At 62.0% G+C, this 15,131-nt stretch carries 7 protein-coding genes; 5 read left to right on the top strand and 2 right to left on the bottom strand.

Annotated features, from left to right (window positions below):
• Position 1: 1 nt before the first annotated feature.
• Positions 2 to 1,036: a lipopolysaccharide heptosyltransferase II gene (gene waaF, locus HU767_RS10580; RefSeq protein WP_186708080.1), complete on the bottom strand. Its 1,035-nt coding sequence runs from the start codon at positions 1,034 to 1,036 to the stop codon at positions 2 to 4.
• Positions 1,037 to 1,968: 932 nt separating this feature from the next.
• Positions 1,969 to 4,908 carry a bifunctional [glutamate--ammonia ligase]-adenylyl-L-tyrosine phosphorylase/[glutamate--ammonia-ligase] adenylyltransferase gene (gene glnE / locus HU767_RS10575; protein ID WP_186706018.1) on the bottom strand — a complete coding sequence of 980 codons (2,940 nt, stop codon included), beginning with the start codon at positions 4,906 to 4,908 and terminating at the stop codon, positions 1,969 to 1,971.
• 382 nt (positions 4,909 to 5,290) lie between these two features.
• Between glnE and aceE the strand changes: the two genes are divergently transcribed.
• The 5 genes from aceE (at position 5,291) to msrA (ending at position 15,079) form a co-directional block, all read left to right on the top strand.
• The gene (gene aceE, locus HU767_RS10570; protein ID WP_053117793.1) at positions 5,291 to 7,936 is read left to right on the top strand and encodes a pyruvate dehydrogenase (acetyl-transferring), homodimeric type; all 2,646 of its coding nucleotides are present in this window, start codon (positions 5,291 to 5,293) and stop codon (positions 7,934 to 7,936) included.
• A gap of 11 nt (positions 7,937 to 7,947) precedes the next feature.
• The gene (gene aceF, locus HU767_RS10565; RefSeq protein ID WP_186729491.1) at positions 7,948 to 9,588 is read left to right on the top strand and encodes a dihydrolipoyllysine-residue acetyltransferase; all 1,641 of its coding nucleotides are present in this window, start codon (positions 7,948 to 7,950) and stop codon (positions 9,586 to 9,588) included.
• Between the two features lie 485 nt (positions 9,589 to 10,073).
• Positions 10,074 to 11,465: an alkaline phosphatase D family protein gene (locus tag HU767_RS10560; protein ID WP_186729490.1), complete on the top strand. Its 1,392-nt coding sequence runs from the start codon at positions 10,074 to 10,076 to the stop codon at positions 11,463 to 11,465.
• 182 nt (positions 11,466 to 11,647) lie between these two features.
• Positions 11,648 to 14,347 (top strand): GGDEF and EAL domain-containing protein, encoded by a 2,700-nt coding sequence (locus HU767_RS10555; protein ID WP_186729489.1) that lies wholly within the window; start codon positions 11,648 to 11,650, stop codon positions 14,345 to 14,347.
• Positions 14,348 to 14,431: 84 nt separating this feature from the next.
• A complete protein-coding gene (gene msrA / locus HU767_RS10550) occupies positions 14,432 to 15,079 on the top strand; it encodes a peptide-methionine (S)-S-oxide reductase MsrA (RefSeq protein ID WP_186729488.1) in 648 nt (215 codons plus the stop codon).
• Positions 15,080 to 15,131: the final 52 nt, after the last annotated feature.

Below are 15,131 nucleotides of genomic sequence, written 5' to 3'. Positions count from 1 at the left end.
GTTACCGGACCTCCACGGGGGTGCCCTGCAAACGCTCCAGGGCCTCGTTCACCGACGGCGGCATGAGCTGGCGCAGGCAGTTGTAATGACCGAAACGGCAGGTACGATCGAAGCATGGACTGCACTCGATGCCCAGGCGCACGACTTCGACCTGGTCGGCCAGCGGCGGCGTGAAGCCTGGCGAGGTGGAACCGTAGACCGCCACCAATGGACGATTCAAGGCCGCGGCCACATGCATCAGGCCCGAGTCGTTGGAGACCACCGAATCGGCGCAGGACAGCAGGTCGATGGCCTCGGCCAGGGACGTGTCGCCACTGAGGTTCACCGACTCTTCCCGAAGACCCGGGATCAGCCGCGAGCGGATGTCCTCGCCCACCGGGTGATCTTTTTTCGAACCGAACAGCCAGACTTGCCAGCCTTCGCGAATTTTCGCCTCGGCCACCTGGGCGTAGTGCTCCGCCGGCCAGCGCTTGGATTCGCCGAACTCCGCACCTGGACACAGGGCGAGCACTGGGCGATCCAGGCTCAGGCCGAACTTGGCCAGCGCCGCGTCACGGGTCACCGGGTCGATCCGCAGGCTCGGCCGCGGATACGGCTTGGGCAACTCGGAGCCAGGTTCGTAGGCCAGGGCCATGAAGCGCTCGATCATCAACGGATAACGTTCTTTGTCCAGCTTGCGCACGTCGTTGAGCAGGCCGTAGCGAAACTCGCCACGCCAGCCGGTGCGCTTGGGGATGCCGGCGAAGAACGGCACCAGCGCCGACTTCAACGAGTTGGGCAACAGGATCGCCTGGTCGTACTGACCGGCCAGGGATTTACCGATGCGCCGACGGGTCGCCAGCTCCAGCGCGCCGTGGCCGAGCGGGAAGCTCAAGGCCTTGCGCACTTCGGGCATACGTTCCAGGATCGGCCGGCTCCACTCAGGGGCCAGGACGTCGATTTCGCACTGCGGATGACGCTGTTTCAAACACTGGAACAGTGTCTGCGCCATCACCATGTCACCGACCCAACTGGGCCCAACGATCAAAATATTCATGTGCTTTCCAAAAACGATACGGGGAGGCCTACGCCTCCCCGCCTCGAGAATCACTGTGGCTTAGGTCGTTGCCTGTTGCCCTAATCTACAACACACCGCCAATCAACTGTGGCAGTACTCATCTGTTTCAAGTACCGCGCAGCACCGCCAATCCACTGTGGGAGCGGGCTTGCTCGCGAAAGGGCCAGCCCATCCAACATCAATGTCGCCTGACACTCCGCTATCGCGAGCAGGCTCGCTCCCACAGGGGGCCTGCATACGTTTCCAACACCGTGCAGAACCACAAATCCATTGTGGGAGCGAGCCTGCTCGCGAAGGGGCCAGCACATCCAACATCAATGTCGCCTGACACTCCGCTATCGCGAGCAGGCTCGCTCCCACAGGGGGCCTGCATACGTTTCCAACACCGTGCAGCACCACCAATCCATTGTGGGAGCGAGCCTGCTCGCGAAGAGGCCAGCCCATCCAACATCATTGTCGGCTGACACTCCGCCTTCGCGAGCAAGCCCGCTCCCACAGGGGCCCGCAGAGGTTTCAAGCTCTGCGCAGCACCACCAATCCATTGTGGGAGCGGGCTTGCTCGCGAAGAGGCCGGGACATCCAACATCAATGTCACCTGACACCCCGCTTTCGCGAGCAGGCTCGCTCCCACAGGGGGCCTGCATACGTTTCCAACACCGTGCAGCACCGCAAATCCATTGTGGGAGCGGGCTTGCTCGCGAAGGGCCAGCCCATCCAACATCAATGTCGCCTGACACTCCGCCTTCGCGAGCAAGCCCGCTCCCACAGGGGCCCGCAGAGGTTTCAAGCTCTGCGCAACACCACCAATCCATTGTGGGAGCGAGCCTGCTCGCGAAGAGGCCGGGACATCCAACATCAATGTCGCCTGACACTCCGCTTTCGCGAGCAGGCTCGCTCCCACATTTAAAGCTTCAGCTCAGCCCCAGCTCCCGCCAGATCCGCACTACCTGCCGGCGCTCATCCACGAACTGGTCGCCTGCGATCACCCCGGCATCTTTCTGCAAGGCTTGCCGGTGAGCGGCGGAGCGGTAGGCTTTGTAGGCCTCGCGTAACAGCGTCGCGTCTTCGGACGGCATCAACCCGACTTCCTGCAACCCGTCCAGGATGCGGATGTTATCGGTGTAGCGCACCAGCGATGGATGCTCTTCGGACCACGCCAGGGCCGCGTATTGCACCATAAATTCAATATCGACGATACCTCCGGCATCCTGCTTGAGGTCGAAGGGCGCCGCGGCCTCGAAGGCATTCGGCGCGGTCCCGGCGGCGGTGGCCTTGCTGCCAAGGTTGTCACGCATCTTGGCGCGCATCTCGCTGACTTCCTGGCGCAGCGTCGGCAAGTCACGCTTGCGTCCCAACACCTGGATGCGGACCTTTTCGAACGCCTGGCCCACGTCCTGACTCCCCACCAGCACACGGGCTCGCACCAGCGCCTGATGCTCCCAGGTCCAGGCTTCGTTCTCCTGGTAGCGGGCAAACGCCCCGAGGGAACTGACCAGCAACCCCGACGCCCCGGACGGTCTCAGGCGCATATCCACTTCATACAACTGCCCGGAGTTGGTCTGGGCGGTCAGCAGGTGAATGATCCGCTGGCCAAGCCGGGTGAAGAATTGCGCGCCGTCGATGGGTTTCGGGCCGTCGGTTTCCGCCTGCGGGTCGCCATCGTGGATGAACACCAGGTCCAGGTCGGAACCATGGCCCAATTCCAGGCCGCCGACTTTCCCATAACCGACAATAATGAAGCCCGGGTCACACAGGCTGCCGTCGGTGCGCAACGGCACGCCGTGCTTGGCGGCCGTCTGGCGCCAGGCCAGGGCCAGCACTTGTTCGAGAATCGCCTCGGCCAGCCAGGTCAGGTAATCGCTGACCTTCATCAACGGCAGGCTGCCGGCGATTTCCGACGCCGCCACCCGCAGACGGTGCGCCAGCTTGAAATGCCGCAACGCCTCCATTTGCTGCTCCAGATCATCCTCGGGAATGCGCGTCAGGCGCTCACGCAACTCCGCCGCCAATTCCGGCGCCAGGGGCGGTTTGAACAGCCGGCCCTCGTTGAGCAACTCATCGAGCAGCAGCGGGAAACGGGTGATTTGCTCGGCAATCCACGGGCTCGCCGCGCACAGCGTCAGCAAGCGCCGCAGGGCACCGGGGTTTTCCGTCAACAACACAAGGTAGGCCGAACGGCGAGCCACGGCTTCTACCAAGGGCAGCACCCGCTCCAACACCAGGTCCGGATCGGCATGCTCCACAGCCTGGGCCAGCAGGCGCGGAATGAACGCATCCAGGCGTTCGCGCCCCAAGCGCTGCATGGCGCGCAATTGCGGGCTGCCGCGCAGGACGGCCAGGGCCTTGAGGGCTTTGGGCGCATCGACGAAGCCGCCCTCTTCCAACTGACGGCACGCCACTTCTTCATTCTGGCTGTCTTCCCACAACGGCAACCATTCGCCGCCGACCACCACTTCGCTTTCACCGCCCTCTTCTTCATCCGGGTCGGCGATGACCTGGCCGAAATGCCAGGCCACGCGCCCGCGCCAGTACATCAGTCGCTCATGAAAGGCCGACCAGTCGGCAAAACCCAGCATGAACGCAATGCGCGCCTGATCCTGCGGGCTGTCCGGCAGCATCTGGGTCTGGCGATCGGCAATGGCCTGGATCGCATGCTCGGTATAACGCAGGAATTCGTAGCCCTGGCGCAGCTCATCGATCACCTTGGCCGGCAGGTAACCCTGGCCCTCCAGGGTGTTCAACACCTTGAGCAGCGGTCGCTGCTGCAAGCTCAAGTCGCGTCCACCGTGGATCAGCTGGAAAGCCTGGGCAATGAACTCGACCTCGCGAATGCCGCCCGAGCCCAACTTGATGTTGTCGGCCATGCCCTTGCGCCGCACCTCCTGCTGGATCAACTGCTTCATGGTGCGCAGCGCTTCGATGGCGGAGAAATCCAGGTAACGGCGATAGACGAACGGACGCAGCATGTCGAGCAGTTGCGCGCCGGCCACCTGGTCGCCGGCCACCACCCGCGCCTTGATCATGGCGTAGCGTTCCCAGTCGCGGCCCTGGTCCTGGTAATACTGCTCCAGGGCATTGAAGCTCAGCACCAGCGCACCGGCCGAGCCGTAGGGGCGCAGGCGCATGTCGACGCGGAATACGAAGCCGTCGACGGTCATCGGGTCGAGGGCCTTGATCAGGCGCTGGCCGACGCGGATGAAAAATTCCTGGTTATCCAGCGGCCGCTTGACGCCCACGGTTTCACCGCCCTCGGGGTACGCGAAGATCAGGTCGATGTCCGACGACAGGTTCAGTTCCACCGCCCCCAGCTTGCCCATGCCGAGGATGACCATCTGCTGCGGCTCGCCGCTGCGCCGCCCGGTGGGCGTGCCGAATTGCTGGCTGAGGCGCTGATACAACCATTGGTAAGCCTGGTCGATGCAGGTGTCGGCCATGTCCGAGAGGTCGCGACAGGTCTGGACCAGATCGGCCTGGCGGGTCAGGTCGCGCCAGATGATCCGCACTTGCTGGCGGGTACGTTGGCGGCGCAGGACGCGGCCCAGTTCGTCTTCGGTTTCGGCGGCCTGGACGGCGGCGCCGATCTGCGCACACATTTCGCCGGGTGCCAGGCTACGGTCCAGTTCGCCGCTGCGCACCAGCTCCAGGAGCATCACCGGGTCACGAACACTCTGCTCGATGACAAAGTCGCTGGCGGCGGCAATGCGGTTGAACGCCTCCCAGCGTTGCGGGGTCCAGGCCGACAGCCCATGATCGTCGTCGAGGCAGGCGACCGCCGCACGGAACGACTGCTCGGCACGACTGACCAATGACTGGAGAATCGCAGGTACTTCGACAAGCGAGGGCAGGCTCATGGTCTATCCTTGATCGGCGCGGGAAAGGCTGGATGTAGTGTTTTTTCAAAAGACACTACCTGATCGACTGTCGAACAAAGATGATAAATAGCTGAAAATCTGATTTTATTGGCAGCCGGCATCAAGTTTTTACCTGTTCGAGTTGGCTAAAGACCAACAGTAACGATTATTCTCACAACGAAACGAGGGGCCACGAGCCGCTCAGGTGTAGTTTTACTACTCGTCTATACATTCGAAAGGCTGAAACGGCCGACGATTTGTAGTAAAACTACACGCCGCCGAAACAACCTTCGGCAATCCAAGAATTTATATCGTCTGCCCACAAGGCCAGTCGCAAACTCAGGCAACCGATTCTGGTAGCCTTTCCGCCCTGGAGCAAGCCATGCAAGACCTCGATCCCGTCGAAACCCAGGAATGGCTGGACGCCCTGGAATCGGTTCTCGACAAAGAAGGCGAAGACCGTGCTCATTATCTGATGACCCGTATGGGCGAACTCGCGACCCGCAGCGGTTCGCAACTGCCCTACGCCATCACCACGCCGTACCGCAACACGATCCCCGTTACCCACGAAGCACGCATGCCTGGCGACCTGTTCATGGAACGCCGCATTCGCTCGCTGGTACGCTGGAACGCGTTGGCCATGGTCATGCGTACCAACCTGAAAGATTCTGACCTGGGCGGTCACATCTCCAGCTTCGCCTCCAGCGCGACGCTGTATGACATCGGCTTCAACTACTTCTTCCAGGCCCCGACCGACGAACACGGCGGCGACCTGATCTACTTCCAGGGTCACGCATCGCCAGGCGTCTACGCCCGTGCGTTCATGGAAGGCCGCATTACCGAAGACCAGATGAACAACTTCCGCCAGGAAGTGGACGGCAACGGCCTGTCCTCGTACCCGCACCCTTGGCTGATGCCGGACTTCTGGCAGTTCCCGACCGTTTCCATGGGCCTGGGCCCGATCCAGGCGATCTACCAGGCACGCTTCATGAAGTACCTGGAAGCCCGTGGCTTCATCCAGCCAGGCAAGCAGAAAGTCTGGTGCTTCATGGGCGACGGCGAGTGCGACGAGCCGGAATCCCTGGGCGCAATCTCCCTGGCCGGCCGCGAGAAGCTGGACAACCTGATCTTTGTCATCAACTGCAACCTGCAGCGCCTCGACGGCCCGGTTCGCGGCAACGCCAAGATCATCCAGGAACTCGAAGGCGTGTTCCGTGGCGCCCAGTGGAACGTCAACAAAGTCATCTGGGGCCGCTTCTGGGACCCACTGCTGGCCAAGGACGTCGACGGTATCCTGCAACGTCGCATGGACGAAGTCATCGACGGCGAATACCAGAACTACAAGGCCAAGGACGGCGCGTTCGTCCGTGAGCACTTCTTCAACTCGCCTGAACTCAAGGCCATGGTCGCCGACCTGTCCGACGACGAGATCTGGAAGCTCAACCGTGGCGGCCACGACCCGTACAAGGTCTACGCGGCGTACCACCAGGCGGTCAACCACAAAGAACAGCCGACCGTCATCCTGGCCAAGACCATCAAGGGTTATGGCACCGGTGCCGGCGAAGCGAAGAACACCGCGCACAACACCAAGAAAGTCGATGTCGACAGCCTGAAGTTGTTCCGCGACCGCTTCGATATTCCGGTCAAGGACAGCGAGCTGGAAAACCTGCCGTTCTTCAAGCCTGAAGAAGGCAGCGCCGAAGCCCGTTACCTGGCCGAGCGCCGTGCCGCACTGGGCGGTTTCGTGCCACAGCGTCGCGCCAAGAGCTTCAGCATCCCGACCCCGCCACTGGAAACCCTCAAGGCGATCCTGGACGGCTCGGGCGACCGTGAAATCTCCACCACCATGGCCTTCGTGCGGATCCTCGCGCAATTGGTCAAGGACAAGGAAATCGGCCAGCGCATCGTCCCGATCATCCCGGACGAAGCCCGTACCTTCGGTATGGAAGGCATGTTCCGCCAGTTGGGCATCTACTCGTCCGTCGGCCAGCTCTACGAGCCAGTCGATAAAGACCAGGTGATGTTCTACCGCGAAGACAAGAAGGGCCAGATCCTCGAGGAAGGCATCAACGAAGCGGGCGCCATGAGCTCCTTCATTGCCGCCGGTACTTCGTACTCCAGCCACAACCAGCCGATGCTGCCGTTCTACATCTTCTACTCGATGTTCGGCTTCCAGCGTATCGGTGACCTGGCCTGGGCCGCTGGCGACAGCCGTACCCGTGGCTTCCTGATCGGCGGTACCGCCGGCCGTACCACGCTGAACGGTGAAGGCCTGCAGCACGAAGACGGCCACAGCCACATGCTGGCCGGGACTATCCCGAACTGCCGCACCTATGATCCGACCTACGGCTACGAGCTGGCGGTGATCATCCAGGACGGCATGAAGAAGATGACCGAAGAGCAACAGGACGTCTTCTACTACATCACCGTGATGAACGAGTCCTACCAGCAGCCAGCCATGCCGGCCGGCGTGGAAGCAGGCATCGTCAAGGGCATGTACCTGCTCGAGGAAGACACCCGCGAAGCGGCGCACCATGTCCAACTGATGGGCTCCGGCACCATCCTGCGCGAAGTGCGTGAAGCGGCGAAGATCCTGCGTGAAGAGTTCAACGTCGGTGCCGACGTCTGGAGCGTCACCAGCTTCAACGAACTGCGTCGCGACGGCCTGGCCGTAGAACGCAGCAACCGCCTGCACCCTGGCCAGAAGCCAAAGCTGAGCTACGTCGAAGAGTGCCTAAATGGCCGCAAAGGTCCGGTCATCGCCTCCACCGACTACATGAAGCTGTTCGCCGAGCAGATCCGCCAGTGGGTGCCTTCCAAGGAATTCAAAGTGCTGGGCACCGACGGTTTCGGCCGTAGCGACAGCCGCAAGAAGCTGCGTCACTTCTTCGAAGTCGACCGTAAGTTCGTTGTGTTGGCAGCCCTGGAAGCCTTGGCTGACCGTGGCGATATCGAACCTAAAGTGGTGGCCGAAGCCATCGCCAAGTTCGGCATCGATCCAGAAAAACGCAACCCACTGGACTGCTGAGGAGAATTTTCGTGAGCGAACTCATTCGCGTACCTGACATCGGCAGCGGTGAAGGTGAAGTAATTGAACTGTTTGTGAAGGTCGGCGACCGTATCGAAGCCGACCAGAGCATCCTGACGCTTGAATCGGACAAGGCCAGCATGGAAGTGCCCGCGCCGAAGGCCGGTGTCATCAAGAGCCTGAAAGTGAAGCTGGGCGACCGCTTGAAGGAAGGCGACGAACTGCTGGAGCTGGAAGTCGAGGGCGCCGCTGCGGCGCCTGAAGCGGCCGCCCCTGCGGCTGCCCCGGCAACGGCTGAAAAGCCTGCCGCCGCGCCGGCTGCCGAAGCGGCTCCCGCGCCCGCTGCGGCGCCTGCCGCTGCCAGCGTCCAGGATATTCATGTCCCGGACATCGGTTCGTCGGGCAAGGCCAAGATCATCGAAGTGTTGGTCAAGGCTGGCGACACCGTCGAAGCCGACCAGTCGCTGATCACCCTGGAATCCGACAAGGCCAGCATGGAAATCCCATCGCCGGCCGCCGGTGTGGTGGAAAGCGTCGAGGTCAAGCTGGACGACGAAGTCGGCACCGGTGACCTGATCCTGAAGCTGAAAGTAGCCGGCGCCTCGGCACCTGCCGCGCCTGCCCCGGCCGCTGCGCCAGCCGCCAAGGCTGAAGCCGCTCCAGCACCAGCCGCCGCGCCTGCGACCAAGGCTGAAGCAGCCCCTGCTCCTGTCGCCGCTGCGCCTGCGCCTAGCGGTGCCAAGGTGCATGCCGGCCCTGCGGTGCGTCAGTTGGCCCGTGAATTCGGTGTCGAGCTGTCCGCCGTAGGCCCGAGCGGCCCTCACGGTCGCGTGCTCAAGGAAGACGTGCAAGCCTACGTCAAGGCCATGATGCAGAAGGCCAAGAACGCACCGGCCGAAGGCGCCACCGGCGGCGCGGGCATCCCGCCGATCCCGGCGGTGGACTTCAGCCGCTTCGGCGAAACCGAAGAAGTGGCCATGACTCGCCTGATGCAGATCGGCGCGTCGAGCCTGCACCGCAGCTGGCTGAACATCCCGCACGTGACTCAATTCGACCAGGCCGATATCACCGAGCTGGAAGCTTTCCGCGTCGCGCAGAAAGCCGTGGCGGAAAAGGCCGGCGTGAAGCTGACCGTGCTGCCACTGCTGCTCAAGGCCTGTGCACACCTGCTCAAGGAACTGCCGGACTTCAACGCCTCCCTGGCCCCAAGCGGCAAGGCTGTGATCCGCAAGAAATACGTGCACATCGGCTTTGCCGTCGACACCCCGGAAGGCCTGCTGGTACCGGTCATCCGCAACGTCGACCAGAAGAGCCTGCTGCAACTGGCTGGCGAAGCCGCTGCCCTGGCCGAAAAAGCCCGGAACAAGAAGCTCACCGCCGACGACATGCAGGGCGCCTGCTTCACCATCTCCAGCCTCGGCCACATTGGCGGCACCGGCTTCACGCCGATCGTCAACGCGCCGGAAGTGGCGATCCTGGGCGTCTCCAAGGCCACCATCCAGCCAGTCTGGGACGGTAAAGCCTTCCAGCCGAAGCTGATGCTGCCACTGTCGCTGTCCTACGATCACCGAGTGATCAATGGCGCCGCCGCCGCACGCTTCACCAAGCGTCTGAGCGACTTGCTGGGCGACATCCGCACCATCCTGCTGTAACACCGGGCGGCCCTCCCTTGGGAGGGCCATTCGGCGCACCGTTTCCGAGCGCCACGCTCGTACCTCAACCCCGTCCGTTTGGCGGGGCTTTTTTTGCCTGGAATTCAGACCTGTGGGAGCGGGCTTGGTGGGAGCAAGGCTTGCCCGCGATGAAAACACCGCGGTCTCTTGAGTGCTGCGGTGCCTGGATCGCGAGCAAGCTTTGCTCCCACCAGGCTCGCTCCCACAATGGATTTGTGGCGCTGCACCTTAACTTGAAACCAACCAAGCCCCCCCTGTGGGAGCGAGCCTGCTCGCGATGGCGGTAGGTCAGGCGACGCGGTAATTTTCCTACCGCCCAAGTTTTAAATGACTACGCCCCCTGTAGTCATTCCCCACACCCCGCGCCCCCTTCCCTATCGATATTTATCGCCCACCGAGCTTTAGCATCGAACCGCCAAGGCACCTTGATGGGTGTCCCATTAAAACTTCGAATGGATTCGAATATGTTCAAACCTACCGTCGGCCCGATTGTCGGGCACACGACCACGGACCATGCCCGGATATTCCTGCGCGGTGATCATGGCAACAGCCAGGTATTTGCCGGCATTCGCCACCGACGCCGAGGGGACACAGGCTGGTCGATAGGGCAATTTGTCCAACTGAAGGCCTACCGCGACATGTCCGATGTCATCGTGTTGAAAGGTCTTCAACCCGACACCGCCTACGAATACCAGGCCGGCTGGTTCAGCCCCCTGAGCCCGACCCACACCGTGGAAACCATCCAGGAACTGCCCTTGCAATGGCCCAGGAACACCTATTGCTTGCGCACGCCGACCGATAAAACCGATGCGCCGCGGACTTACATCGTGGGCTCATGTCGCTACTTGCGGATCGTCGCCAATACCCCGCTGCTACCCGCGCTCGGGGATCGCACCTTTGCCGGCATCAATCGCGTCGTCGAACAAGCCGACCCGCCGATCAGCGCGGTAGTGATGACCGGCGACCAGGTTTACCTCGATGACCTGAATGTCATCGGCCCGGACCGAACCTATGAAAACATCCTCTTCAGATACCGAACGGTATTTGCCCAGCCGCAGATCCGCAAGCTGATGGCTGGCACCCCGACCTACATGATCCTCGACGACCATGAAATCGAAGACAACTGGCCCGCCAGGAGAACCGCCCAGGACGACCTCCTGTATGCCAATGCCATGAGCGCTTATCGGCTTTACCAGGCCAGCCACGGACCCGTCCATGAACTGTCGGGCGACGGAACATTGAACAGGGCGTTGACCCGCTACTGGTACACCTTTGCCCACGGGGATATCCATTGGTTCGTTACCGACAGCCGGACGCAACGCAACCTGTCGGCGGACGACCGGCGCATCCTCGACCAGGAACAGGAACAGGCCCTGCTTGAATGGCTTGTCAGCAGCCCCGCCCGGGTCAAGCTCGTCGTCACCAGTGTGATGTTTTTCCCTGACCACAAGCGCAATGACGGCGATGCCTGGCAGGCGTTTCCGGCACAACGGCTGCGACTGCTGGACAGCATCCGTCGCCAGCGGATCAAAAACGTAGTGTTCATTTCGGGTGACGTCCACGGTTCCATGACCAGCCGGCTGCGCCACAGCGAGGATCCTGATTTCGAGGTCAACACCGTCGTTTCCTCGCCGTTCTACAACAGCAAACTGCTGCCTTTTGCAAAAGCCGCGGATTTTATTTTCCATCGGCCCATGGCCCGCACGGACAGCGGTGAGTACCGCTATGAACTGACCAGCGAAGTGGTGAGCCAGGACAACTTCGCCCGCCTGCAGGTCACGGCGCAGAGCCTCCAAGTCACCTTCCACGACCGTGACGGCAGGCCCTTGCAGACGGTCGATATCCCGCTGCGATGAACTTCCATGCCCTCTGATCGGCTGGCGACTGGAGAAATCCCGTTGTCGGCCGATAAAAGGTTTATAGCACTTGGCCTTCATCTCTCTTGTCAGCCAGTGCCGCAATGATGCAACCTTGCGCCAATCCGTAATAACGAGGGCGTCAGCCCGGCGCGATCAGCATTTTCGAAGCGAGTTTCCCCATGAAAAGCCAACCCGATGCCGCCAGCCGTATGGCGGCCGAGGTAGTGACGCAGTTACCGGTGCCCGCGCGGCTCGGTATGCTGCGTTTCGAACGGCTGAATGAAGCTAGCTGGGCGCTGTTGTTCCTCGACCCCAATTGCGAGCGACACTTCGGCCTGCCGGCGGTAGAGCTGTGCTCGCTGGTCAGTTCGCCCTACGCCAGCCTGATGGAACCCGAAGCGCGCTATCAACTGCATGACGCCATCCAGCAGCAGTTGGCCCAGGCCGCGCATTACCAGATTCGCTACACGCTCCACACCGCCAAGGGGCCGATGAACGTGCTGGAGACGGGCGAAGCCTATAAACAGCACAATCGCCACCTGCTGCGCGGCTACCTGCTGGTGGTGGACAATTTGCTGCAAAGCGAACCCTCCATGCCGGCCCTGGACCTGGAAACCCAGAACTCGCGCCTGCAGATCGCCCTGGAACTGAACCAGCGCGCCCAGCAAGAGCAGCTCCAGCATCTGGACCGCGTACGCGCCCAACAGGACCTGATCCTGCTGCTGACCCGCCAACGCTACAGCGCCAACAATTCCCTGCTCGAAGCGGCCGAACTCATCACTCGCAGCGCCTGCGACATCTACCAGATCGATTGCGCCAGTATCTGGAACCTCGACGATGGCAAGCTGGTGCCGATTTCCGCCTATAACCGCGCATCCCAGGAATATTTCCTGCCAGCGGTGATCGACGCCAACGAGTTTCCCGACTACATGGAGGCGCTGCAGACCTGCCGCGCCATCGACGCCCACAATGCGATGCGCGACCCGCGTACCCGGGAAATGGCCGGGAACCTGCGCGCTCGCGACGTCAACGCCATTCTAGACGCCAGCGTGCGTATCGACGGCCAAGTGGTGGGCGTGCTGTGCCTGGAACAAGTGGGCGCCACCCGCGCCTGGCAGTCGGATGAGATCGCCTTTGCCGGCGAGCTGGCGGACCAGTTCGCCCAAGTCATCAACAACCACAACCGACGCACCGCCACCAGCGCCCTGCACCTGTTCCAGCGCGCCGTGGAACAGAGCGCCAACGCGTTCCTGCTGGTCAATTGCGACGGCGTGGTGGAGTACGTCAACCCAAGCTTCACCGCCATCACCCAGTACACCACCGAGGAAGTCCACGGCCAGCGCCTCTCGGAACTGCCGGCCCTGGAAAACCTCAGCGAACTGCTGTTCGATGCGCCCTCGGCACTGGCCCAGAGCAACAGCTGGCAGGGTGAGTTCAAGAGCCGGCGCAAGAACCTGGAGCCCTACTGGGGCCAGTTGTCGATTTCCAAGGTCTACGGCGACAACCGCGAGTTGACCCACTATATCGGCATCTACGAAGACATCACCCAGACCAAGCTGGCCCAGCAGCGCATCGAGCGCCTGGCGTACACCGACAACCTGACCAACCTGGGCAACCGCCCGGCGTTCATCCGCAACCTCGATGAACGCTTCGCCCGGGACAGTGACTCGCCCATCAGCCTGCTGCTGGTGGACATCGACAATTTCAAGCGCATCAACGACAGTCTCGGCCACCAGACCGGCGACAAACTGTTGATCAGCCTGGCCCGGCGCCTGCGCAACAGCTTGAGCCCCAGTGGCAGCCTGGCGCGCTTCGCCAGTAACGAATTCGCGGTGCTGCTGGACGACACCGATCTGGAGGCCGGGCAGCAGATCGCCAGCCAGTTGCTGATGACCCTCGACAAACCGATGTTCGTCGACAACCAGTTGATCAGCGTGACCGGCTCCGTGGGCCTCGCCTGCGCGCCGCTGCACGGTCGCGACCCGCAGACCCTGATGCGCAATGCCGGCCTCGCCCTGCACAAGGCCAAGGCCAACGGCAAGCACCAGGTCCAAGTGTTCACCGAAGCACTGAATGCCGAGGCCAGCTACAAGCTGTTCGTGGAAAACAACCTGCGACGTGCCTTGACCCAGAACGAACTGGATGTCTTCTACCAGCCCAAGCTGTGCCTGCGCAGCGGCCGCCTGCTGGGCATGGAAGCGCTGCTGCGCTGGAACCATCCGGAAAAGGGCATGATCCGCCCGGACCAGTTCATCAGCGTGGCCGAAGAAACCGGCCTGATCATCCCCATTGGCAAATGGATCGCCCGCCAGGCCTGCCGGATGAGCAAACAACTGACCGCCGCCGGCCTGGGTAACCTGCAAGTGGCGATCAACTTGTCACCCAAGCAGTTCTCCGACCCGGACCTGGTCGCCTCCATCGCCAGCATCCTCAAGGAGGAACAACTGCCGGCGCGGCTGCTGGAGCTGGAGCTGGAGCTTACCGAAGGCCTGCTGCTGGAAGCCACCGAAGACACCCACTTGCAGCTCGACCAGCTCAAGCGCCTGGGCCTGACCCTGGCCATGGACGACTTCGGCACCGGTTATTCGTCCCTCAGCTACCTGAAGAAATTCCCGATCGACATCATCAAGATCGATCGCAGCTTCATCCATGAGATCCCCGACAACCAGGACGACATGGAAATCACCTCGGCGGTGATCGCCATGGCCCACAACCTGAAACTCAAGGTCGTGGCCGAAGGCATCGAAACCGCCCAGCAACTGACGTTCCTGCGGCGTCATCGTTGCGACGTCGGCCAGGGCTACCTGTTCGACCGGCCAATCCCTGGCGCGGAGCTGATCGAAAAGCTCAAGCGCTACCCGCGCGGGCCTCTGGTCTGACAGCTGCGTATAGCTTGCGGCGGCTTTTCTGAGGCACACTGACGGTCTATTTCGCTCAACTCCATCTGACTGAGAGGACTGATCATGGTCTTGCGCTCGGAAATCCTGGTGAATAAAAACGTGCTTCCTACTCCTGATCAAGCTCTGCCTGGCCGTGAAACCCCGATGACCGTGCCGGAAAAACACTTCGTCCACGACGCGCCCCTGCTGGGCCCGTTTGCCATGGACGTAGACTTCGCAATCTTCGGCCTCGGTTGCTTCTGGGGCGCAGAGCGCAAGTTCTGGCAGCGTGAAGGCGTGGTCAGTACCGCGGCGGGTTACGCCGGCGGTTTCACGCCGAACCCGACGTATGAAGAGGTCTGCTCGGGCCTTACCGGCCACAGCGAAGTGGTGCTGGTGGTCTACGAGCCAGCGAAAGTCAGCTACGAAGAGCTGCTGAAGATGTTCTGGGAACTGCACAACCCGACCCAGGGCATGCGCCAGGGGAACGACATCGGCACCCAGTACCGTTCGGTGATCTATGCCACGAACCCGGCTCAACTGGCAGCGGCCAGACACAGCGAGCAAGTCTTCCAGGCTGAGCTGACCAAGGCCGGCAAAGGCACCATCACCACCGAAATCGAAGAAGCGCCGACGTTCTACTTCGCCGAGGCCTATCACCAGCAATACCTGGCGAAGAACCCTGAAGGCTATTGCGGGATCGGCGGCACCGGCGTGACCTGCCCGATCTGACTACAAGCTTCGCGAGCAGGCTCGCTCCCACAGGTCCAGCGGCATATCCAAA

The organism is Pseudomonas sp. SWRI179 (genome assembly GCF_014268705.1).
Classification (GTDB): Bacteria; Pseudomonadota; Gammaproteobacteria; order Pseudomonadales; family Pseudomonadaceae; genus Aquipseudomonas; species Aquipseudomonas zanjanensis.
Note: the sequence above shows the minus strand (reverse complement) of the source record. Positions and strands in the feature narration are given on the sequence as shown.

Coding starts and splice junctions, on each gene's coding strand:
- waaF (WP_186708080.1), bottom strand. CDS start 1,036: ATGAATATTTTGATCGTTGGGCCCAGTTGGGTCGGTGACATGGTGATG.
- glnE (WP_186706018.1), bottom strand. CDS start 4,908: ATGAGCCTGCCCTCGCTTGTCGAAGTACCTGCGATTCTCCAGTCATTG.
- aceE (WP_053117793.1), top strand. CDS start 5,291: ATGCAAGACCTCGATCCCGTCGAAACCCAGGAATGGCTGGACGCCCTG.
- HU767_RS10560 (WP_186729490.1), top strand. CDS start 10,074: ATGTTCAAACCTACCGTCGGCCCGATTGTCGGGCACACGACCACGGAC.
- HU767_RS10555 (WP_186729489.1), top strand. CDS start 11,648: ATGAAAAGCCAACCCGATGCCGCCAGCCGTATGGCGGCCGAGGTAGTG.
- msrA (WP_186729488.1), top strand. CDS start 14,432: ATGGTCTTGCGCTCGGAAATCCTGGTGAATAAAAACGTGCTTCCTACT.